The organism is Virgibacillus carmonensis (assembly GCF_057836705.1).
In genome coordinates, this window is the sequence record NZ_JBYQFJ010000003.1 from 157,005 (window position 1) to 179,062 (window position 22,058).

The 22,058-nt window shown below is 38.4% G+C and carries 20 protein-coding genes and 2 pseudogenes; 16 read left to right on the forward strand and 6 right to left on the reverse strand.

All coding sequences use genetic code 11. The features are described 5' to 3' along the window. The first annotated feature begins 363 nt into the window (after positions 1–363). Complete coding sequence (locus AC3G7N_RS03445; protein WP_489420743.1) at positions 364–1,083, forward strand: FAD-dependent oxidoreductase; 720 nt, start codon at positions 364–366, stop codon at positions 1,081–1,083. A 261-nt stretch (positions 1,084–1,344) separates the two neighbouring features. Next, positions 1,345–2,994: a catalase gene (locus AC3G7N_RS03450; protein WP_489420744.1), complete on the forward strand. Its 1,650-nt coding sequence runs from the start codon at positions 1,345–1,347 to the stop codon at positions 2,992–2,994. Positions 2,995–3,376: 382 nt separating this feature from the next. Here the strand turns inward: AC3G7N_RS03450 and AC3G7N_RS03455 are convergent, their stop codons facing one another. Continuing rightward, positions 3,377–4,663 carry an NCS2 family permease gene (locus AC3G7N_RS03455; RefSeq protein ID WP_489420745.1) on the reverse strand — a complete coding sequence of 429 codons (1,287 nt, stop codon included), beginning with the start codon at positions 4,661–4,663 and terminating at the stop codon, positions 3,377–3,379. Positions 4,664–5,238: 575 nt separating this feature from the next. On the opposite strand from AC3G7N_RS03455, the gene AC3G7N_RS03460 reads away from it, so the two are divergent. Beyond that, complete coding sequence (locus tag AC3G7N_RS03460) at positions 5,239–5,415, forward strand: hypothetical protein (RefSeq protein WP_489420746.1); 177 nt, start codon at positions 5,239–5,241, stop codon at positions 5,413–5,415. Positions 5,416–5,425: 10 nt separating this feature from the next. Here the strand turns inward: AC3G7N_RS03460 and AC3G7N_RS03465 are convergent, their stop codons facing one another. Then, on the reverse strand, positions 5,426–5,620 hold the full coding sequence (locus AC3G7N_RS03465) for a hypothetical protein (protein ID WP_489420747.1): 195 nt from the start codon (positions 5,618–5,620) through the stop codon (positions 5,426–5,428). A 222-nt stretch (positions 5,621–5,842) separates the two neighbouring features. On the opposite strand from AC3G7N_RS03465, the gene AC3G7N_RS03470 reads away from it, so the two are divergent. From AC3G7N_RS03470 to dnaB, 4 genes and pseudogenes are all read left to right on the forward strand, one after another. After that, positions 5,843–6,028: a helix-turn-helix domain-containing protein gene (locus tag AC3G7N_RS03470; RefSeq protein WP_489420748.1), complete on the forward strand. Its 186-nt coding sequence runs from the start codon at positions 5,843–5,845 to the stop codon at positions 6,026–6,028. A 226-nt stretch (positions 6,029–6,254) separates the two neighbouring features. After that, the gene (locus AC3G7N_RS03475; RefSeq protein ID WP_489420749.1) at positions 6,255–7,016 is read left to right on the forward strand and encodes a DnaD domain-containing protein; all 762 of its coding nucleotides are present in this window, start codon (positions 6,255–6,257) and stop codon (positions 7,014–7,016) included. Continuing rightward, the gene (locus tag AC3G7N_RS03480) at positions 7,013–7,348 is read left to right on the forward strand and encodes a replicative helicase loader/inhibitor (protein WP_489420750.1); all 336 of its coding nucleotides are present in this window, start codon (positions 7,013–7,015) and stop codon (positions 7,346–7,348) included. Before AC3G7N_RS03475 ends, AC3G7N_RS03480 begins: the two co-directional genes overlap by 4 nt. After that, positions 7,332–8,608, forward strand: a pseudogene (gene dnaB, locus AC3G7N_RS03485) (replicative DNA helicase). Before AC3G7N_RS03480 ends, dnaB begins: the two are co-directional and overlap by 17 nt. A gap of 140 nt (positions 8,609–8,748) precedes the next feature. Here dnaB and AC3G7N_RS03490 read toward each other — a convergent pair. Then, positions 8,749–9,993 carry a helix-turn-helix domain-containing protein gene (locus AC3G7N_RS03490; protein ID WP_489420751.1) on the reverse strand — a complete coding sequence of 415 codons (1,245 nt, stop codon included), beginning with the start codon at positions 9,991–9,993 and terminating at the stop codon, positions 8,749–8,751. A gap of 531 nt (positions 9,994–10,524) precedes the next feature. Between AC3G7N_RS03490 and AC3G7N_RS03495 the strand changes: the two genes are divergently transcribed. From AC3G7N_RS03495 to AC3G7N_RS03520, 6 genes and pseudogenes are all read left to right on the forward strand, one after another. Continuing rightward, positions 10,525–14,742, forward strand: coding sequence for a S8 family serine peptidase (locus AC3G7N_RS03495; protein ID WP_489420752.1), 4,218 nt, complete (start codon positions 10,525–10,527; stop codon positions 14,740–14,742). 115 nt (positions 14,743–14,857) lie between these two features. Beyond that, a pseudogene (locus tag AC3G7N_RS03500) lies at positions 14,858–15,022 on the forward strand (transposase); the annotation flags it as partial. 73 nt (positions 15,023–15,095) lie between these two features. Beyond that, on the forward strand, positions 15,096–15,317 hold the full coding sequence (locus AC3G7N_RS03505) for a helix-turn-helix domain-containing protein (RefSeq protein WP_489420753.1): 222 nt from the start codon (positions 15,096–15,098) through the stop codon (positions 15,315–15,317). 15 nt (positions 15,318–15,332) lie between these two features. Further along, complete coding sequence (locus AC3G7N_RS03510; RefSeq protein ID WP_489420754.1) at positions 15,333–15,551, forward strand: hypothetical protein; 219 nt, start codon at positions 15,333–15,335, stop codon at positions 15,549–15,551. Positions 15,552–15,575: 24 nt separating this feature from the next. Continuing rightward, on the forward strand, positions 15,576–16,082 hold the full coding sequence (locus tag AC3G7N_RS03515; protein WP_489420755.1) for a hypothetical protein: 507 nt from the start codon (positions 15,576–15,578) through the stop codon (positions 16,080–16,082). Beyond that, a complete protein-coding gene (locus AC3G7N_RS03520; protein WP_489420756.1) occupies positions 16,079–16,321 on the forward strand; it encodes a hypothetical protein in 243 nt (80 codons plus the stop codon). The genes AC3G7N_RS03515 and AC3G7N_RS03520 overlap by 4 nt, the downstream gene beginning before the upstream one ends. Before the next feature lie 169 nt (positions 16,322–16,490). Here the strand turns inward: AC3G7N_RS03520 and AC3G7N_RS03525 are convergent, their stop codons facing one another. The 3 genes from AC3G7N_RS03525 to AC3G7N_RS03535 all read right to left on the reverse strand — a co-directional run bounded on the left by AC3G7N_RS03525 (position 16,491) and on the right by AC3G7N_RS03535 (position 18,041). Beyond that, positions 16,491–16,958, reverse strand: coding sequence for a hypothetical protein (locus AC3G7N_RS03525; protein ID WP_489420757.1), 468 nt, complete (start codon positions 16,956–16,958; stop codon positions 16,491–16,493). A 365-nt stretch (positions 16,959–17,323) separates the two neighbouring features. Beyond that, positions 17,324–17,902: a TetR/AcrR family transcriptional regulator gene (locus AC3G7N_RS03530; RefSeq protein ID WP_489420758.1), complete on the reverse strand. Its 579-nt coding sequence runs from the start codon at positions 17,900–17,902 to the stop codon at positions 17,324–17,326. Further along, the gene (locus AC3G7N_RS03535) at positions 17,892–18,041 is read right to left on the reverse strand and encodes a CysS/YqeB C-terminal domain-containing protein (RefSeq protein WP_489420759.1); all 150 of its coding nucleotides are present in this window, start codon (positions 18,039–18,041) and stop codon (positions 17,892–17,894) included. Before AC3G7N_RS03535 ends, AC3G7N_RS03530 begins: the two co-directional genes overlap by 11 nt. Positions 18,042–18,426: 385 nt before the next feature. Here AC3G7N_RS03535 and sdaAB point away from each other — a divergent pair, with 385 nt between their 5' ends. The 3 genes from sdaAB to recG are packed head-to-tail and all read left to right on the forward strand — an operon-like array spanning position 18,427 to position 22,038. Then, complete coding sequence (sdaAB, locus tag AC3G7N_RS03540) at positions 18,427–19,089, forward strand: L-serine ammonia-lyase, iron-sulfur-dependent subunit beta (RefSeq protein WP_489420760.1); 663 nt, start codon at positions 18,427–18,429, stop codon at positions 19,087–19,089. 24 nt (positions 19,090–19,113) lie between these two features. Further along, positions 19,114–19,998, forward strand: a complete 885-nt coding sequence (sdaAA, locus tag AC3G7N_RS03545; RefSeq protein WP_489420761.1) for an L-serine ammonia-lyase, iron-sulfur-dependent, subunit alpha — start codon at positions 19,114–19,116, stop codon at positions 19,996–19,998. Positions 19,999–20,004: 6 nt separating this feature from the next. After that, a complete protein-coding gene (gene recG, locus AC3G7N_RS03550; protein WP_489420762.1) occupies positions 20,005–22,038 on the forward strand; it encodes an ATP-dependent DNA helicase RecG in 2,034 nt (677 codons plus the stop codon). Positions 22,039–22,058 lie beyond the last annotated feature (20 nt).

Genomic DNA, 22,058 nt, shown 5'->3' on the forward strand with positions numbered 1-22,058 from the left:
GGATTACAAGTAAAATAAGTTATGATTAATAGGTTCTATTTGCTCTATCTCCTGCATATACTATACTAGAGGCTCCTATGCGATTGACTAATTATACCTATATTCTACCATTCGGATTGAAGATTCCATGATCGTAACAACTATAATAAAGTGCCGAAAAAGAGAAGAAATGAAAATTATAAAATTGATCTTCAGTAATCACGAGCAAATCCGTAGAAGAAGAATATGCTCTTTTTTATATGCGAGTTTCGGATGCATATAACAAGTTACGGTTGTAAAGAATATAAAATAAAGATGCGTTAGGTAACTAAACATGCCCAATATAATAAAAATTTTTACCAGAGGAAAGGAATATAGGAACAAATGAAGCCAAAATACAAAGCAAAATTACTGAAAAAAGAAGAAATTGCGAATGACACAATGGCCTTTTACTGGGAAAAACCACAGGGGTTTACATATAAAGCTGGGCAATATTGCGATATGACACTGAACAAACCGAAAGTGACCAATGATGAAGTTAAAGAGCGTGCATTTTCAATGGCATCCGCTCCGTATGAAAAGGAGGTTATGACGGCCACTCGTATATCTGATTCGGCTTTTAAACAGTGGATAGAAGATTTCACAATTGGCACAGAGGTAAAATTCGATGAGCCCCGCGGCGAATTTACCTTACACGAGGATAGCACGACGCCAGCTGTATTTATAATTGGTGGTATCGGAATCACGCCGGTACGGAGCATCATTGCTCAGGCTACACATGACCAACTGCCTCACAAGCTTACCCTGTTGTATGCCAACGAAACCCAAGTAGATTCAGCATTTATGACCGATTTAAAGGGTTTTGCCGAAAAAAATCCGAACTTTTCGTTTGTGCCTGTGATGACCGATACCGAACCCAATGAATGGGGAGGAGAAAGCGGTTTGATTGACGCTGGTATGCTCAAGAGAAATGTATCGAATATTAGCAAGCCGATTTACTATTTATGCGGTCCTCCTGGTATGGTCAAAGACATGCGTCAAATGCTTGTTGAGGCTGGAGTTAATGAAAACAACATCAGAATTGAAGAATTTTCAGGTTATTAAAATCAAACAATAGTTTCCTAATAATATGATTATGAGTGAACAGAGCTGTTTAATGGTGTACCTGTATGAGGTGCAAATTTCACACGTGAAATCCCATTGGGAGTTCACGTGTTTTCTGTTTTAGTCTAGGATATCTCGTAGATAAACTTATTAATATAATTATATATTAAAATATACTCTAAACAGCAAGCACCCTTATTCCTGTATAACTTTTCTAATAAGAGGAAAAATAGGTAGAACTAATGTTGAGGAGGATTAATTTTGGCAGAGAACAAAGGCAAAGATGATTCAAAAAGACAAGACGTGAAACGCGAGATATTGACTACGCGCCAAGGCCGCCCTGTGGCAGATAACCAGAATATCCGTACAATTGGTGATCGTGGCCCGGCCACACTTGAGAACTATCATTTCATTGAAAAGATTTCCCATTTTGATCGTGAAGAGGTACCAGAGCGTGTCGTTCACGCAAGAGGATCTGGCGCATTTGGATATTTTGAAACGTATGGAAAAGTTGGAGATGAACCGGTAGAGAAATATACGCGCGCAAAAGTTTTTTCGGGTGCTGGGAAGAAAACACCTTTAATGGTTCGTTTCTCCACAGTGGCAGGAGCAAAAGATGCACCGGAAACGGATCGAGATCCACGCGGATTTGCGATGAAAATGTATACAGAAGATGGGAACTGGGATCTGGTTGGGAATAACCTAAAAATTTTCTTCATCCGTGATGCGATGAAATTTCCAGATATGATTCACGCATTTAAAGCTGATCCGGTTTCGAACGTACCAAATCCGCAGCGGATGTTTGATTTCGTTTCCCGTTCGCCTGAGGCTACGCATATGATCACATTTGTATTTTCTCCATGGGGTATACCCGCAACTTACCGCCACATGCAGGGTTCAGGAGTAAACACGTATAAATGGGTTAATGATAAAGGTGAGGCTGTATTAGTGAAATATCACTGGGAGCCAAAATCAGGGATTCGTAACTTAACACAAGAAGAAGCGAGCTCTATTCAAGCGAAGAACGTAAGTCATGCAACACAAGATTTATATGAAGCTATTGAGCGGGAAGATTATCCGGAATGGGAACTCTTTGTGCAGATTATGGAGGATGATTATCACCCTGAACTAGATTTTGATCCGCTTGACGATACGAAACTATGGCCAGAAGATAAATTCCCGTGGTTGCCAGTAGGTCGTATGGTCCTTGATCGTAATCCAGTGGATTTCCATGCGGAGATTGAGCAAGCCGCATTCGGTACAGGGGTGCTTGTCGATGGAATGGATTTTTCAGACGATAAAATGCTGCAAGGTCGTACCTTCTCTTATTCCGATACGCAGCGCTATCGAGTAGGTGCGAACTACTTAAATTTACCTGTGAATGCACCGAAAACAACCGTTCGCTCAAACCAGCACCGTGGCCAAATGGATATCCATGATCCGAAAGAATCTAGGGATAATCCACACATAAACTATGAGCCATCGATGATTGGCGGTTATCAAGAAGTTAGTGAAGAAGAACCACCACAGCATCGTCCAACATATAATGCGGCAGCAATGAGTGCGCCTATTGATCGTCCTAACAATTACGGTCAAGCAGGCGATACATATCGCAGCTTTGAAGATTGGGAACGTGACGAATTGATCGAAAACCTTTCCGGAGCGCTTGCGGTATGTGACAAACGAATTCAAGATGCAATGATTGGGCACTTCTCCCAAGCCGATGAAGACTATGGTCGTCGTGTGAAGGAAGGTATCGAACAGAAAATGAAAGAAATACAAGAAGATAAGAAGGAAAACAATGTCCCTGGACGTGATGCAGGTATTTCGAAATATGGTGAAGGTTCGATGGCTGAGAATAAAGCAACTAAGGATGCTGTGAAGAAAAGCCACGAAGCAGATCCTTATTAATTAAACATTGACAAGCGATTGCTGGACCCGGAATAAGGCTTCAAAATGAAGCCTTATTCCTTTTGTTTTTTAACGGACATCAAATCCGCTATTTTGATGAGAATTGACCCTAATTCTTAGGTTTGGCGGACACAGAGGATGTTATTTACGTAAATATACAAGGAGATCACAAGCTTTTTAAGTGAATATTAGAAATTAGACCTTTATTGTATATTGTACAAATAACGGATTTAAAGTCCGCGAAATTCACGCGTCGCTCATCGATAACTGAAGGGTAAGATTATTGAACAATACAAGTAGATAATTTGTGATTTTCGATTAAATACAACAATAAAAGCCATACCACACAAGTTATACCTGTGCAGTATGGCTTCTCATTTTGTTAAAATCCAACAATCTTCATCAAAAAGTCGAACAAAAATAGTGATGATATGATCACTAATGCGAATGAAAGTTCTCTTTGCTTCCCAAGCGCTAGTTTTACAATCGGATAGGCAATAAAGCCAAATGCCATTCCATCAGCGATACTGTATGTGAATGGAATCATAACAGCTATTAGAAATGCAGGTACTGCTTCTGATAAATCATCTAGATAAATATGACGAATGTTTTGCGCCATCAGTATACCAACAATAATTAAAATCGGACTAATTGCTGTATTTGGTATGATCGATATCCACGGAATAATAAATATCGTCGCCAGGAATAAGATACTCGCTGTGATTGCCACTCTACCTGTTTTTCCGTTTGATGCGATAACTGCCGCATTCTCTGCAGCTGAAACAGTTGGTGATGTTCCAAGAAAAGCACACGTCAACGAAGAAAATGCTGTAACACGATATGCTTTTTCGTAACGGTTTTCCCGTTTCAGCATGTCTAGCTGTCCATGTAACAATCCCATATTTTCAAAAATAAGAATCATCGCCAGCGGGAAAACAGCTAACCAGAATGATAGTTCATCGATTGCTGTAAAAGACGGAATAAAAATTAATTCCTCAGCATTCACGTTTACGGTACTAGACCCCTTGTCCAGAATACCGAACAAATAAGCTAACACGGTTCCACTAATCATTGTGATTAAAAAATTTGCTGGAACATTTTTCATAAATAAAAAGATCGCCAGGAATAATGTCAGTAGACTTACAATTACCGTTGGTGAAGTAAAGTCACCGATCGCGATAATCGTATGTTCACCGCTAACAACCAAACCACTTTTTTCTAACCCAATTAGGATTAAGAAAAAACCTAACCCAACTGTAATCGCATGCTTTAACGAATTCGGTATCGCTTCTTTTAGTATCAATCCCAATCGACTAAACGCGGTGATTAGAAATAATACCGAAGCAACGATGACAACAGCTAAACCCTCTTGAAAACTAAGCCCTGTTCCTTCCACAATGGAATAGGCAAACAACGCATTAATTCCCATTCCAGGAATTAAAATCAATGGAAGCTTAGCATACAAGCCCATGAACAATGTTCCGACAAAGCTTGCTAGAATCGTAGCCATCATGCCACTCTCGATAGATAATCCAGCTTCACTTAAGATCGAACCGTTCACCGCCACAATGTACACCGTAGTCAGGTAACCAATCAGTCCAGCTATAATCTCCGTACGCCAATTTCCTTTCGTTAGCGCATTACCCGCATCTTGTTTTTTATAAGGCATGAAATCTCCTCATATTTCCTTCTATCCCTCTCCCACCCGATTATATCAAGTATAATCCACAAGAGAATAGTATAGATGGATTGGAGGGGAAAGTCAACTTTGGAGAGGGTTGCTATGATATGGTAAATGGCCATGGAGCGCTTGGCGTAGAACCTGCATCATTTATAATAGATTTAGAATTAGAGAGAGTATGTGTATAAGATGAGCGACAAAATAAATATAGAATTAGAAGATAAGATGATAATGGCTTTAGCAGGATTGAAAGATATGAGTAACAACAAGTGGAGTTGCAGAAAACCTCAATGTTTCCACGGTTACAATAAATAAATACATGAATAGCGGGTAAGAAATTTTCTATCAGAATTAAAAAAACGTTGTCCTCAAGCTGAATTTAAAAATGATGATTATTGAATAAATAAAAAAGACTTTGTTTATTGGTGATGAATTATTCATCAATCTCGCGCAAGAACGGAATAAGCGACAGTACTCAAATCGATTTGGCCACTTTAATGAAGGAATGTGTGTTAAAATTTAAATGCAAAATATTTTTAATTGTTTAAAAAGGAGTGTGCAAGATGAATAAATATCAAGAACGTTCTGTTTATATTTCAATTGTAGCACTTGCTTTCTTCTTAGCATTATCTTTAATGACAAACCATTGGGGATTCTTTTTATGGAGTTTATTGCCTGTTTTTATAGGTTTGATGACTGCGTTTTCTACCAAGATTGACAAGAAAAGTAATGAGAAATGAAAAGATTTATTCATTCATAGGGCGCGAAAGTTGAATAAGGGTGTAGAGGCGGTGAAGGAGAATCAATTACGCCTTTATAACTTAATCCCATTATTTTTGAAAGATCGATTTTGTGTGCGCCATGGTCATACAAATAATACCCTTTTTCATTATATTCCTCTATAAAATCATCGAAGAATTCCCATCCACTATAATCAATATTCACTTTAAAAACTCCTTTCTTTATTTTAATTTCTTTATTTTGTGAGAGGATAGAACAACCATTTCAATTAATGTTTTAAGTAACACAAAATCTTTTTTTCAAAAACTTTCAAAATAGATGCCACCAAACTACCCTCTTCCTACGATTATAGTATTAAGAAATGTTTTTATCCGATTAACTTCGGTTCATTTCACTTTTATCTATTCGTAGGGGGAGGGTTTTATTATGGAACGGCAGACTATTACAGTAAATGAAGTGGCGAATTATCTTGGGGTGCATGCCGATACCATTTATACACTGGTGAAGGAGAAACAGATTCCACACATGAAGATCGGAACGCGCATTTTGTTCACAAAGCAATCAATTGATTTATGGATTCAAGATCAAGAGTACACAAGCCTACGTATCTAGCAAGATACATGGGTTTGTTGTGCTCTTCTTTTATTTAGGCTGTTTTCTAAAAGTTAATTTTTATTAATTGTAAAAGTGGTGCTGTATAGGATGAAGAACGCGCATCAGCAGTGGAAATATGCGAGACTCCTCGAAAGTGTATACACATTTTCTTCGTGCGATGTATCGCTGTTGTAGCCTTGCTGACTACCTAAAAATCACTTACATACCAGAAGGGGAAATGATAATGAATTATATTAAAGAGTTGAATGCTTTTAAAAACTGGTTATTGATTAATGATCTGCCAACGGGGGCGATTACTTTATGGCATGCCTTGATGGCCGTCAATAATGCTGCTGGGTGGAAGGAGCGATTTAATGCTCCAAATTCGACTGTCGGTCAATTAACTGGCTTATCAAAACAGGGAATGTTGGATGCGCGGAAAATTCTTATGGAAGAGGGGTTAATTCAAGTTAAAAATGGTAAAAAGGGGAAGGCACCGGTCTATAAAATGATTTCCTTTTTTCCAAATGCTGACCAATCACTTAACCAATTGGCAGACCAATCGGATGACCAATTACTAGACCCATCACTGTGCCAATCAGCCGACCAATCCTTGACCATACCTAAAAAGAAACTAAAAGAAAGAGTAGAAGAGGAGGGGGAAGAAGCGCACGTGAAAAAAATTGTTACAACTTACGAAGAAAACATTGGGCAGCTTAGTCCAATTGTGAAGGATGAATTTTTGGAATGGTGTGGGAAGCTTGGTGAAGATGTGGTGCTTGAGGCGATTAAGGTCATGGTGAAGAATAACGGCCGAACCTTTCGTTACTTGGAGAAAATTTTGCAGGAATGGTGTACGGCAAATATTTGTTCGGTTGAGGATGTACAAGCATACGAAACGCAGAAAAATACATCACGAGGAGATAATACAGTGCCATTTCGAAAAAAATCAAACGCAAGTGGGATGTCCATTTTTGACGAGTTACGAGCGGAGGCAGGGTTATGAATAAACAAGAGGCAATTAATGTGCTGGAAACAATCCGTGATATTTACCCAAAATTTGAAATTACGAAGCGAAAAGCGAGTTTGCTGATTCCACAGCTCATGCAGATGGATTATCCGCTTGTGATGAAAAAGTTATCGGCATTTGTGGCGACCCATCCGTATGCCCCAACGCTTGCTGAGATTGCGGTTTACCCTGCAGAAGATAATGGGCATTTGGCCAACATTAGTGAGTGGCGTGAAGAAGCTGACAAGGTACCAAGTGAGCTCAAGCACGCTTTCCATGCGAGAATGATGAAGCTGTTAAAGGAGAAGACAAATGATCGGTCTATCTAATTTTGAAGCAGAGATATCCGTACTTGGGTCGTTACTTTTGGAAGGGTCACTTTTCACGGAACTTGAGATACAGGCAGAGCATTTTTATCATGCGAAACATCAGGTGATTTTTCGTGCCATGAAGCAGGTTGCAGCTGCTGGACATCAAATTGATTTGGTCTCTGTTGTCACGGAATTGGGGGAAGCGGTTAATCAAATTGGCGGGACTTGCCGCTTAGTGGAGATGGCAGGGTCTGTACCTAGTGTGGCAAGTTTGAAGCATCATGAACGTTTGATTTTCGATGCGTACCGAAATCGAATGGCTAGATCAAGTGCTTTGGATTTTGCAGGAGATCCATCAGACGAGGCATTAGACACATTGATCAGTCGGTTGACGGAATACCGAGAATTAGGTGTTAGCAAGCAAGATAAGACGACGTATGACTATTTACTCGAAATCACGGAGGAAATGTGTTTTCCTTCTGGTGAACAATCGGGATTCTGTACTGCTTTTCATGACCTAGACGATATGACTGGTGGAATGCAGCGGGGGGAGTTGATTATCGTTGCGGCAAGGCCGTCTGTAGGAAAAACGGCATTTGCGCTTAATCTTGCAGCTGGTCATGCGAAAAATGGTGGTTCTTCCTTAATTTTTAGCTTAGAGATGGGAACGAAGTCGCTGTTGCAACGAATGATTTCAGCGGAAGGTCGGATTAACAGCCAAAAATGGCGCAACATGATTTTTGCCGAAACGGATTATGAACTTGCGATTAACGCAATTGGAGCGATATCGAACTGGAACGTGCAACTCTATGATAATGTGCGGACGGTTAGTGGGATCAGGTCAGCCGTTCGAAAAATAGTACACGACGATCCAGAGGAAAGGCATATGGTGCTTATTGATTATTTACAGCTAATGACACCAACGAGTAAGCACGATCGGCGTGATTTGGAGATTGGGAAATAACGCGGGAATTGAAGCTGCTTGCAGTAGAACTGAATATCCCAATTGTGTTGTTATCGCAGCTCTCGCGTGGGGTGGAATCAAGGCAAAATAAACGACCGCTTATGTCCGATCTAAGGGAGTCAGGTAACATCGAACAAGACGCGGATGTGATTGCATTCCTTTACCGAGATGATTATTACAGCCGGGAAAATAGCGGACCGAGTAAGATAGAAATTATTGTATCAAAACAGCGAAGCGGTCCAACTGGAACAGTGCGACTTGGGTTTGATAAGGAATATGGACGTTTTGAAAATATGGGTAGGGTGGGGGTGTAGTACTACATTTACATACTTTTTTAGACTTTTTGTGAAATGAATTTATTAAAGGCTTGAATAACGTAACTCTAGGAAATGATATAAAACTAGCCACTACTCTAAAGCTAGTGGCTTGGTGATGTTATTTCCCTATTTCATGCTTATGATAGAACCGTTTTTTTGTCAAAAAGGATGGATTCAGCAAGTTCCAATGCTTTCTCTGTTTTCTCGCGGGTTATAAAATAATTAAATAATTTCTTTTCATAGTGTTCAATCATCATGTAGTATCCTGTTTCGCGATAATATGGAATAACTGTTTCCTCTAAGTAACGATAATAGGTTTCTTCTTCCCGATTAATAGAGTAGATATGTAGTTGAAACAGGATAGATCGTTTGTCATTATTTCTAGTTGCAAGTTTTAATCCATTCCTGGAAAGTTCCAGTAGCTCATCATCTGGTAACAACTGACCATTCAGGCAGGAATTGATATATACATCCAATGTGGTTAAATGGAGTTGGTCATCCTCATCAATAAAATTCATCGCCTTTCGAAAATAATGTGCAGCCTCTTTGTAATATCCTCTTCGCATATTTTCAAACCCGATGTTATGAAATAATTTGGACTTTCTATGCTGATCATGGCATGTATCCGTTAGCTGGAGTAGTTTTTCGTATTTTTCGAGTGTACTTTTGTAGTCATGATGTTCCTTCGAATTCAGTTGAATCAACATAACCATTTCTGTATCGATGATACGTAAAAGGTTTAATGTCTTTTGAAAGTAGGTAAGTGCTCTTGATGCAAAATAATAGGCTTGAATATTCGAATGAACCGAATGGTGTGCCAATGCCAGGTGATAATAGTATTCATCATTATGATATTGCTCATTATCAATGCTTTCCATCATCGTGATACATTCGTTATTTTGACCGGTTAGAAAATAGTAAATGCCATATACATGTTTTAATAGATTAATTTCCCTCGTAGATAGCGTCGCTAGTTGTCGTTTTTTTATGTAGGATATGATTTTAAAAGCTTCTTTCACGTGATGTGTAAATAAGTAATAACGCGCAAGTAGAAGTTTATATAGATTAAGGTTTTCGGGTAAGTTGATTAAATCTTCATTTTCAATTTCTTCTTTCAACCGGAAAATCGTTTCTTTTTTCTGCATGACGATCGCATCCAGCCATTTTTCTAATAGGAGTTTCGTATGGTTATACTGCTTTATTTCCATTGTTATGTTGATGCCAAGACGGTCGGACATCAGCGATATGATTTCACTAGAGTACTCGGTAATCCCGCGTTCGATTTTACTTAAATGCGTTATAGAGCAAATTCCTTGTCCCAATGCTTCCTGAGACAACCCAGACTTTTGTCGATAATATTTAATAATTTTCCCTTCAATCATAGTACACCCCACTGATGTTGATATATTTTGTAAAATTAACGGGTAATTGCTTAGTCGTATTATACTATGTAATTACCCCAATATAAACCTAGTCTTATGAATAGGTCATAATTCCTGTCTGTGTATACTTTCCTTAATTTTTATCATAATTGCTTCCTTCCCAATAATCTATTGTCTAGGGACTAGACTTTGCTTACTAAACCTACTAGATTATTATTACTATTTTTTCTTAATTCCTGATGTAACAAGAAAGACTAACAATCTTATTATTTCTTTTCTAGTATTTTAATCCTGGTACCAAATGACCAGTGAATAACCCCAATAGGAAATTTTATGAATGTTGTGTAACATAATAATTAATTCATGTTATGCCAATTAGATATATTTGTTTCGCGTTGTGCTTGATTTAGTAAGCTATTTAATTGGCGGGAACTGAGAACAGAAAAAGCAGGGAAGAGGTGAGTACTATTCTAGTATCATTACGGAAATAAATATCAGAAAAATTAAAACAAACAGAAAGTAGGGAAGTAAATGACCAAAAAAAGCTGGAGTAAAGTTTTTCCGGTTGTTTTGTCACTTGTTTTACTATTAAGTGCTATGCTGCCGATTCAGTCATCAGCTACAAAACAACCCAGCGGTATAAAGAATGCTGAAGAAGTATTGAAAAACCTGACTGACGCCGAGCGTCAATCCTTGAAACAACTAGAGGTCAAGCCAGGATTTACGATTCATCCTGATATTAACCTTACTAGCCCAGATCCTGCGAAAGTTATCGTTGAATTTAAACAGGATCCAGCGAAAGTTGAACTAGCAAAAAACACAATGAAGCGGAAAAAGGCTTCACTTGCACAAGCAAAAGAAAAGGTTGAGGAGTCACATCAAACATTTAAAGAAGGACTTAAAAACCTTAACCTCAAAAAAGGTTTCAAAGCGAAAAGTGCAAAAATTAGTAAAGAAGATATCAAAATTACGAGGGAGTATCGTCATGCTCTTAATGGAGTAGCAATGACATTACCGGGAACTGCTGTCAAAAGTTTACTACAGATTGATGCGGTTGAACGAATCTGGAAGGACAAAGAAGTAAAGATTGATCTGCCAAAGGTAAAAAAAATAGAACCTAAAATGGCGGATAGCATCCCACAAATTGGGGTGGACAAGCTACATGAGGAAGGCATTAATGGGGAAGGAATTCAAGTTGGTGTAATTGATACGGGTATTGATTACAATCATCCTGATTTACAAGAAGCTTATGCTGGATATCGTAAACAGGAGGGTGAGGACCCAAGTGCCGTTGATTCAGATAGTGTCAAAGGATGGGATTTCGTCAATAACGACGCGAATCCAATGGAAACAACTTATCAGGAATGGAAAGCAACTGATCAGCCGGAAACCCATCCTATTACTGGATCCAGTTACTATACCTCGCATGGTACACATGTGTCAGGTACGGTAGCAGGACAACAAGATAATCAAGTTGACTATGCTGTGAAAGGGGTAGCGCCTCAGGTAGACTTATATAGTTATAAGGTACTTGGACCCTATGGTATGGGAACAACAAATGCTATCCTTGCTGGAATTGATAAGGCAGTGAAAGATGAAATGGACGTTATCAATCTATCCTTGGGATCAACTATAAATGATCCCTTGTCCCCAACCTCGGTAGCTGTGAATAATGCGGTGCTTTCAGGTGTGGTGACTGTTGTAGCAGCTGGGAATACTGGACCAGGAGAAAAAACTTTGGGCTCACCTGGATCCGCAGCTCTTCCGATTTCAGTTGGAGCAAGTGATGTTTCGGTGACAATCCCAACGTTCACTGCTACTGCAGGAGATCTATCATTTACAGATGTGAAACTGTTAGGGAAAAGTTTCTCTACTAATCTCGAAGACTTTCAAAACCAATCTTTCCCGGTTGTTTATGCAGGATTAGGTGAAATTAGTGATTTTGAAGGAAAAGACCTGACAGGGAAAATCGCTCTCATACAGCGCGGCACAATCACTTTTAATGAGAAAATACAAAATGCTAAGCAAGCTGGAGCGAAAGCGACCATTGTCTATAACAATGAGGATGGTCAAATCCCTTTTTATTTAGGTGAAAATACATCCTTTATCCCATCATTCCGTTTGTCAAAAGAGGATGGGGAAAGCTTAAAGGCAGCGCTTACGGAAGAAACAACGTTCACGTTTGGAACATTAAATAACACGAAAACAGAGGGAGATCATCTAGCTGATTTTAGTTCAAGAGGGCCTGCTACTCAAAATTATGATATCAAACCGGATGTAGTTGCCCCAGGGGTAGCGATATTCTCCACGTATCCGGAGTATATCAATGACCCACAAGCAGGTACCAATTATGATACCGCGTATGCACGTATCTCAGGTACATCGATGGCATCGCCTCATGTAGCAGGTACGGCAGCTTTAATTTTACAACAGCATCCGGAATATACACCTTTTGATGTAAAAACAGCATTGATGAATACTGCAGGGGATTTACAGGAGGATTATTCTGTTTATGAAGTGGGTGCTGGGCGTATTGATGCGTATAAGGCAGTCTATTCAGATGTATCGATTAAGGTTATTGATAAAACAAAGAATATAGAAGGTGACCAAGTTGTTGAAATCGATGAAGAAACTGCTTCTATCTCTTTTGGAAGTCATTACAAAACAGGAGAAACGATTGAAGATAGCAGAAAAATGATCATCGAAAACAAGGGGAATGAAGATAAGTCTTTTAATATAGAAGTTGAGTACCATAGCGAGCGTACAGGTATTCAAGATGGTGAGGAAAATGGTATCGATGTTGACGTACCGGCTAGCATCACGGTTAATGGCGATGAAGCTAAAAAAATTGCACCATCGATCACTGTTCCTGAAAATGCCGAAGAAGGGCGTTATGAAGGTTACATTCATCTAACGAATACCAATGATTCAAGTGAAACCTATCAGGTTCCATTCGCAATCCGTGTCACAGAAAAAGGATTCGAATATTTCACAACAGACAGACCGGCTTTGGCAAACAATACACCAAAATGGCAGTATTACAATCCAACATTAATAGGTGTTTTTCAAATGAAAAGTCCGTTTCATATGATTGATATCATTGTGAAAGATAGCCAAACAGGTGAAGCGATTGGATATGTAGCTACCCTTAAAGATGATTCAGTAAAAGCTGACACAAGATACTTCCTACAGAATGTCTTTGCAGGAATCGTTTATCCATTTACAGGTGACAAGGACAATCCTATATCCGACGAGTATATGGAACTGCCTGAAGGAGACTATGTTTTAGAACTTATTGGGTATGATGAAGAAGGAAAAACCTATACTATCGACACACCTGTCATCATCGACAATACAAAGCCTGAAGTAGCCTTTGACAAAGCTCCAGATGTTTATGAAATAAGTGAGGATATGTATACCGAAGAATTCGGAAAGAAAGCATTTTGGATTCATGGGAATATCCAGGATGAATCAGTGGACGTTTTACAATCAAAAGGATTGGACTATGACCAATCTTCGAACAAATTCTTAATCGCAACTGGTGAGCGTGAGTACTTTAATTGCTGTTTCCCTTCAGCAGATTCAGAAGGGGATACTGAATTCGGTATTGAACCAACAGATATTGCTGAAGGGCCATTGAGATTAAGTCTAGCAGGTCATGACATTGCGGCGAATGTGAATTATCAACGATACATTTTCTTGCAAGAAGGTACTGAATACTTGACTTCCGATTACAACAAAAAAGAAGTAAAATTAGGCGATATGGTAACGATGACGCTGAGCTTAAATAATGTAAAGAATTTTGTTTCGGGAGAGTACACTGTCGAATTTAAAGGGAAACAATACTCATTTGAATCAGTCGAGTTGAATGATGCAGTGAAGAATTATTCAAAAGAAAATGGTCTGGAAGCAACACTTCAAGAAGTTGAAGTGAAAGAAGATAGTTTTTACTCTACAGTAAACGTAGGTGCTGAGATAAATGGGAAAGGATTTACTGGGCTGAATGAAGACATGCCATTTTTAGACGTAACGTTTAAAGTCATTAAAGATGATTGGTTCTACGGAAATGACAAATTGAATGTTACAAATTCAAATTACACAAAAGCGGGTGAAACCCAGCCGGTTTCTCTACCATATTATAGTACAGCATATTTTGATTTCATATCTGAACATTCAAGATTAGAAGGGTATATTAAACCAGAAGCATTCCTGAAACCTGCCTCTATTACTTTACCATATGGTGTTGCTGAAGAAATTGGAGCAAAGGTATACGCTTTATCGCCAGAGGGTGAGAAATATGAAGGTACGATTGACCCGCGCGGGAAATATACTATTTTAGGTGTACCTGCTGACGGTAAGAAGTACAATGTAGTAGTGGACGTTCCAGGACACTTGAAAACATACAAAAGTTTCAAATCTGGATATTTATTAAAAGGAAAGTATTATGGGGACTTCATAAATTTAGGCTATAAGATTAACCTTGCAGGTGATGTTAACAATGACAAATTGATCGATGTAAAAGATGTCAGAGACATCGAAAAAGATTATGGAAAAGAAGACCCTGAAATTCAGACACATGATGTGAACCAAGATGGTGTCATTAACGAGACAGATGTTCGTTTCATAGAAAAGAATTTCTTGTCTACAGGACCTGATGCTCCTAAAGGTAAGTCACCTAAGGAATCAAATGGTAAAAAAGATCTCAATTATTACTTGGATAAGATGGGGTTAGAACCTGCGAGTGATTAAGTGATTAGAAAAGAAAAAATCAGGCTGTCGAGAAATCCTCGACAGCCTGATTTTTTCTTTTCACTTTACCAATTAACCGCGTTAATTTGGTATAATAGAGGTAATAAAAAAGGCGGTGACAAGCTTGTTCCATACGAGAAAAAACACGCAGAATGAAATAGAATTTGTTTCCATCGAAGATTTAGTTCCTCAAAATCACCTTCTAAGAAAAATTGATAAATATATTGATTTCACCTTCATTTTAGATAAGGTAAGACCTTATTTTTGTGAGGATAACGGGCATTCATAGTATAATACGACTAAACAATATTCCGTTTTGGATTATACATATTTCAACATCAATGAGGTGTATTATGATCGAAGGAAGAATCATTAAATATTATTGGCAAAAATCAGGGTTGTCCCAAGAGAAGTTGGGACATGGGATATGTTCTGTAACGCATTTAAGTAAAATCGAACGCGGGATTACCGAGTACTCTAGTGAAATCATATCGCTAATGTCCATCCGTCTTGGCATCAATATAAAAACTGAAATAGAACGGTATAAACAAACGAAAATTCTTTTAGAAAAATGACATGATGCTTTGGTGATGCAGAAAAAAGAGGAGATCTTCCGATTAAAGCAGGAGATTGAAAATGAAGATTTATTCCATCCTCCCGAACATTTTAACTTATACAAACTATTACTTGCTCGTTGTTACTTGTTTACCAATAAGGTTGATGAAGCATTTAAAATCATATCCGATATCAAAAAACGTAAACTAGCAATTTTATCTCCTAGGGAAGCGAATTTATTGAAACATGTCTAGCGTGCATCACTACTATAGAAAATATTGATAAAAGAGCAATATCATAATGATGAATACTATTATCACCTTGCCTTAGCCCACCACTCCGTCCATTCGAATGTTCAGGCCTATTATTTTGCATTAAAAGCACTTGATTATTTTCAAAGGACCTTAAATCTATTAAGAATCATTGATACGGGGATGATTATGTTAATACAGCTTAACGCAAAGGAGCATCATGACTATAAAAGCACACCCCATAAATACAGAAAACTGATACAAATATGTGATACGTGCCATGACCAAGATAGAAAGTCTAAATTATTTCATAATCTTGCTTTTGAAAATATGAGAAGGGGGTATTACAAAGATGTCTCATGCTTCTTTCGAAAAGCGATGAATTTGATTAATGAGGATAACCATCAATATTTAACCACATTGGATGTATATATCAATACCTGCATTAAAGGGCAGTTGTTAAAATATCCAAGGACTTCAGAGATTACGGGCAATGGAGTCCCTTGTTCAAGCAATGCACTTGCAAGTGTATGACGAAGCGAATGCAATCCTTGCCTTTTGCCATGAGGAACAGAGGCTTAGACGTGAAGGTTGATGAGCCGACCTTTAGAGATGATTATTATCAATCAGTTAAGGTTGGTGCAACACTTTCTGGTAAAGATTTCAAGGGCATTGATGGTGATATTAATTTCTTAGATGTCACATTTGAAGTGATCGATGATACCTATTATCTGCGTAATAGCAAGTTCAATGTTAAAAACTTGACTTATTAAAAAGTGGGGGAGACAGAACAAACAACCACTCCAGTACTTGCCTATGATACGTTTACCTATTACAAAACATTCAACGGTGCGTGGACATGTCGCTTTTGAAGCCGTGATAAATGATCAAGGCTGGATGCCACGCATGGACTTTGAAGGTATGGGGGCAAGGTATATGCGATTAGCCCAACTGGTAAAAAATATGAGGGAACCGTTGAGTAAGTCTTAAATTGACCGGACCATTCTCCAGTTCTTCCGGTAGTAATCCAAATTTAATTTCCCCTTCGCCATTCACAGGAAGTGTACCTGGGAAAGGTGAAACTTGATAATAACCAACGAGATTTTCTGATTGATCATAATTCAAACATTTTGAATTTAATACATCAATCGCTGAGTCATATACATTTGTGTGCACCCAAAAGGCATGATAGCCATCTTCATCGGTGTACATGGATGGATCCACTTCATGAATACCCGGTTGTAAATCATTAAATGTAATTTCAGGCGGTGTATTACCAACCATAGCAACGGTATCCTTCGCGTACGTTTTTCCTTGATCGTCGTACGCAACCATTTCGAACGTGTAATCACCTTCAGGCAACTTTACATATTCGTCTGAAGTAGGTTCAGAAGGATCATCTGCATTCACTAGGTTAACTTAATAATACTGCTTAGAGAATGATGGTCACCGTTCTCTTTCTTATGCGGACATGGAATCCGTTATTTTAGTGAAATGACCCTAGTTTACGAGCTAAGAGGACACTGAGTGCGTTATTTGCGAAAAATCACAATGAAAGTACTGTTTTTTATCAAATAACGGAACTGAAGTCCGCAAACATTAAAATTAATCCATTTTTACAGAAATAAAGGATCTGATGTCCGCCAAAATCCATTAACCAAGAGAACACTGATCACACATATGCACTTTGTTAGTCAGCGCAAAATAAAAATGAAATCCAATGAAGAACTTCTTATCCCTTCACTGCTTGTTTAACAATGGATACAAGCTCTCTGCTATACGTATCCAAGTCTACTTTTTTTGTAATCAGCAGCAAACATATACTCTCCGATTGCTCCTTGAATCATGTTGGCCATTACATCTAGATGGAACTTACCAAAATCACCTTGCTCTTGACCAGTACGTAGGATTAACCGAAGTTCATCCATGATGGGATCTTCGTCATCTTCATCACCTAACTTATAATACGGAATATTTTCAGGTGTTCTCGCGTTAAAAACAATTTCGATTAAGGCTGTATTACGTGCTGGATGCGTACCCTGATAAGCTAAACTTGCAGTAATAAAAGTGGTTAGTTTTTGATCTGGTGTCGTTTCTTGATGTACGCTCTCCAGTATATATGTGGCTGATTTTTCTACTAGATAGTGCAATAGATGATTCATTAAATCGTTTTTATCAGAAAAGTGATAAGAAATAAGGGAAGTACTAATCCCAGCATTTTTAGCGATTTGCGCTAGGCTGGCTTTTACATATCCGATTTCATCCAGTGTTTTAATGGCAGCCGCAATTATTTGCTCACGCCTTGCTTCAGCAATGAACGACTGCTTTCCTTTGCTTTGTTGTTCACTTGGCATTTTCTTCAACCTTCGTTTTTCTGAAATATTGACGTTTTGCATCATCGTTAAGAATGATTCCTAATGCAGTCAACTCTTTACGAAGGACCTTAGCTTCCTCAGTTTCCCCGTTCTTCAACACCCGTTCTCTTTCTGCCAATAAGTTCAAACCGTTTTCATCAAGAACAACTTATTTAATGTTATATCTTTTATGTGTATTAATCAAACGCTAAATAAAGTTATTTCTGTACAAATAGTGTGTACAGTTTTGGATAAATAATGAGTTCATTTTGTTCGTTTTTCTCTGTCTTACACCATTCTTTCGTATTTTAGTTAGAAATTAGTGTTGTGGAAACTCTGTTTTAACAAAGGATACAGAATAATTAGAACTATTGCGATTACAGGTAGTAAAGTATTTGTAAAATGGATTCGTGATTTTTTTTGTGGGTATAGCCTCACTCTAATGAAGATGATTATTCCACCGTTTTTTGTTATAATTGATAATAGATTGGTGCGTTCATATTAATATTTAGGTGGTGGCAGTTTTGAAATTCAATTCAGTATTCGATATTATTGGTCCTGTTATGATAGGGCCATCAAGTTCACATACAGCTGGTGCAGCAAGAATTGGGAAGGCTGCACGTAATTTATTTGGCGAGGAACCAAAATGGGCTAAAATACATCTTTATGAATCTTTTGCTAAAACATATAAAGGACATGGAACAGATTTTGCATTAGTAGGCGGATTATTAGGTTTTGAGACGGATGATACCCGCATGAGTAAAGCATTAACAATTGCTAAAGAACGAAATATGGAAATAGAGTTTATCGAAGAGAGTGGTGCTTCTGACCATCCAAATACCGCTAGAGTAATAGTCGGTAATGATAAAGAGGAAATGGAGCTTGTTGGTATTTCCATTGGTGGAGGCAAAGTCGAAATTACCGAATTAAATGGTTTTGAACTTCGCTTATCTGGTAATCATCCAGCAATCTTAATCATGCACAATGACCGGTATGGAGCAATCGCGTCTGTTACGGAAATTCTAGCAAAATATGAAATTAATATTGGCCATATGGAAGTGAATCGAAAAGATGTTGGAAAAGAAGCTTTAATGGTTATCGAAGTCGATCAAAATGTGGAGGACACTGTTCTACAAGAATTGGAGAACGCTGACCACATTATTCAAATCTCTAAGATTGTAAGCTAATCATCATAGAAGGGGGACTCATACATGTTTCGTTCAGTTGCAGAATTAGTAGAAATTGCAGAAAAAGAAAATATATTGATTTCCGAGGTAATGATTCTACAGGAAATGGATGTTAAAAATATCTCCCGCGAGGAAGTCTATGCCAGTATGGAAAGAAATTTAGTTGTTATGGAACAAGCGGTAGAAGACGGACTGAATGGTGTTAAGTCTGTTACAGGATTAACAGGCGGCGATGCTGTCTTAGTTCAAAAATATATGAAGGAAAAAACCCCACTATCTGGCAACCTTATGATGGACGCGGTGAGTAAAGCAATGGGTACAAACGAAGTAAATGCTGCGATGGGTACAATATGTGCTACGCCTACAGCTGGTAGCGCTGGGTGTGTTCCAGGTACATTATTTGCAGTGAAAAATCAACTGAATCCAACGCGCGAGCAAATGATTCGATATTTGTTCACCTCAGGTGCGTTTGGGTTTGTGGTGGCCAATAATGCATTTATTTCGGGTGCTGCTGGTGGGTGTCAAGCAGAGGTTGGTTCAGCTGGCGCAATGGCCTCTGCAGCTATTGTGGAAATGGCAGGGGGGACCCCGCAACAATCAGCTGAAGCCTTTGCAATTACGTTGAAAAACATGCTTGGACTCGTTTGTGACCCTGTTGCAGGGTTAGTCGAAGTTCCTTGTGTGAAACGAAATGCTGCAGGTTCATCACTTGCTATCGTTTCTGCTGACATGGCTTTAGCTGGTGTTACAAGTAGAATTCCGTGTGATGAAGTGATAGGAGCCATGTACAAAATTGGAAAGTCAATGCCTTCCGCTTTACGTGAAACAGGGGAAGGTGGACTAGCAGGTACACCAACAGGTGAAGCAATCAAGAAAAAAATATTTGGGATATCACCCAAGGAAGTGTGATCGAATTTGCTAAGTGAATCCGTATCTGTCATCAAAGGTGTCGGTGATAAATTTGCAGAAGCATTGGCGCTGGTTAATATATACACAGTAGAGGACTTACTCTATTATTTCCCAAACCGTTATGATGTTTTTGAAATAAAACCGCTTAGTGAGTTAATTCATGAGGACAAAGTAACGATTGAGGGAAGGGTAATCCATGATCCTTCCCTTTCTTTTTTTGGGAAAAAGAAATCCCGTCTAACCTTTACCGTTGAAACGGAAGGGGTAGCTATAAAGGCTGTAATGTTTAACCGCGCTTTTGCAAAAAAACAATTGAATGCAGATGATGTAGTAACCCTTACAGGTAAGTGGGATGCTCATCGACTTCAAATTACCGTTAGCAATTATAAAAAAGGACCGGCAGAAGAACAAGCCACTATACAACCAATGTATCCCTTAAAAGGGGAACTAACCAACATCAAACTAAAAAAAGTTGTAAGTGCTGCTATAAAAGAACACATAAATGATGTAGAAGAAATCATTCCTGAAGAATATTTAAAAGCATATAAGATTCCTGATCGCAAACATGCTATTTTAGCTATGCATTTCCCAAAAGATCGACAATTGTTGAAACATGCTAGAAGAAGATTTACATATGAAGAGTTCCTATTGTTCCAACTGAAAATGCAGCTACTCAGAAAGATAAAGCGAGAATCTACCACTGGTAATGCACAGCATTACGAGCCAACGAAAATCCAGGAATTTATTCAGTCTTTGCCGTTTACTTTGACAGGTGCTCAAACAAGTTCACTAAACCAGGTATTAGCAGATATGAAATCACCATATCGAATGAACAGGCTATTACAAGGGGATGTTGGTTCTGGAAAAACGGCAGTCGCAGCTATTTGTTTATGCGCCACGATTTCAGCAAATAGACAAGGAGCTCTAATGGTTCCAACCGAAATCCTAGCAGAACAGCATTACCAATCCTTGTGTGATATGTTTGGTGAGAGAGCATCGATTGTTTTACTGACTGGTTCAATAAAAGGAAAGAAAAGAAGAGAAATAACGGAAGCCATAAGAGATCATAAGGTAGATATTGTAGTAGGTACACACGCTTTGATTCAAGAGGACGTAGTATTTGCAAATCTAGGTTTTGCAATTGTTGATGAACAACATCGATTTGGTGTGGAACAACGGCGCGTGCTTAGGAGTAAAGGGTTACATCCAGATGTATTGTTTATGACTGCAACTCCAATCCCCAGGACACTAGCTATTACCGCATTTGGAGATATGGACGTTTCTATCATTGATGAAATGCCATCTGGAAGAAAAGAAATTGATACATTTTGGACAAAAGAAAATACGTTTGAGCGGGTATTGAACTTTATAGAAAAACGTGTATCTTTTGGAGAACAGGCATATGTAATCTGTCCGTTAATAGAAGAGTCAGATAAACTGGACATCCAAAATACTGTCGATCTCTACCATCAGCTGCAGGAAATTTATTCAAGTAACGTTCAGGTGGGTTTAATGCATGGTAGATTGTCATCAGATGAAAAAGAAGAAACAATGAATAAGTTTGCAGCAAATGAAATTCAGGTACTTGTATCTACTACGGTCGTTGAAGTAGGTGTGAACGTACCAAACGCAACAGTAATGGTTATTTATGATGCCGAACGATTTGGCTTGTCACAATTACATCAGTTGAGAGGGCGAGTTGGACGAAGCGATAAGCAAAGTTATTGTATTCTAATTGCTGATCCGAAAGGTGAAGTGGGTAAAGAACGGATGAAAATCATGACAGAAACAACGAATGGCTTTGAGTTATCTGAGCAGGATCTGAAGCTTAGGGGGCCAGGTGACTTTTTTGGAAAGAAACAAAGTGGTCTTCCAGACTTTAAAGTTGCTGATATGATTCATGACTATAAGGCACTTGAAACTGCCCGCGCGGATGCACAGGATATTATTGAATCAAATAAATTAGAAAATGATGAAAACTATCAGGAACTACAAAAGCTCTTAGAGAATGATTCATATATGAGAAAAAAGCTGGATTAAGGATTGCTTGCATAATTAAT